The 925-nt window shown below is 56.2% G+C and carries 2 protein-coding genes; both read right to left on the bottom strand.

The window, feature by feature from the left end; all coding sequences use genetic code 11:
* A partial coding sequence (locus tag C7K08_RS14585; RefSeq protein WP_341272179.1) for a sugar transferase occupies positions 1-718 on the bottom strand: 718 nt, incomplete at its 3' end.
* Between the two features lie 27 nt (positions 719-745).
* Positions 746-925: hypothetical protein (locus C7K08_RS15775; protein WP_161955958.1), on the bottom strand; the 180-nt coding region annotated here is incomplete at its 5' end.

Raw genomic sequence — 925 nt, forward strand, 5'->3', positions numbered from 1 at the left:
GATTCTGACAGTGCTGCGGGCTGGCATCCAGGGGGAGCGCCCCCCGGGCCAGCAGCACCAGCCGGATTGTTTTCAGCAGTATCAATCCATCTAAAAGAGGATTGCCATTGCGCAGGTAGTAGAGGTCGTAGCTGAGCTTGGCCCTGGCATCCTCAAGGCTGGCGCCATAGGGATAACACACCTGGGCCCAACCGCTCAGGCCAGGCCGCAGCCAATGCCGCAGCCTGTAGTGGGGAATAGCCCGTTCCAATTCCTCCTCAAATTCAGGCCGTTCAGGCCGAGGCCCAATCAGGCTCATGTCGCCCCTCAGCACTGCCCATAGTTGTGGTAATTCATCAATTCGAGTGCGCCGTAACCAGTGCCCTAGCGGGGTGATACGGCCATCGCCGCGGCTTGCCCAACGGGCACCATGCTGCTCAGCGTTTGGGCGCATGCTGCGTAAYTTGGCGATTGTGAATTTTTGGCCATATAAACCTGAACGCACCTGGCGATAGAGCACAGGTCCACCRTCTTGCAGTTTGATTAGCAGGCCTGCCATTAACAGCAGTGGTGCTGCCAGCAGCAGCAAGCTGCCAGCTACCACCACATCAGCGCTGCGTTTCAAGCGCCAAATAAATCGCCCCGGTTGCAACTGAAAGCCATCCCCTAGCAGCAGCGTTTGGCGGCAAAATAAATCCGGTGGTACCCGTTGCAATTGGGCTTCACACCATCCAACCAAGCTGATGCATGGCAAACCCTGGCTGCATCAGAGGGGGAACTCAGATAGTTTCTCCAGGCTTAAGGAAAGATTCTCGCTAAGCGCTACCCCCTGAAATGCGTTCAAACCATCGGCTTGGCATTGCTCTAATTGGCTGAGGCTCCAAATTTGCGCCTGTGGCTGCTTTAAAAATCCTTGCAGCACCTGTTCTTCCCTGCTGTCCACCAC

The organism is Synechococcus lacustris str. Tous (genome assembly GCF_003011125.1).
Lineage (GTDB): Bacteria > Cyanobacteriota > Cyanobacteriia > PCC-6307 > Cyanobiaceae > Synechococcus_D > Synechococcus_D lacustris.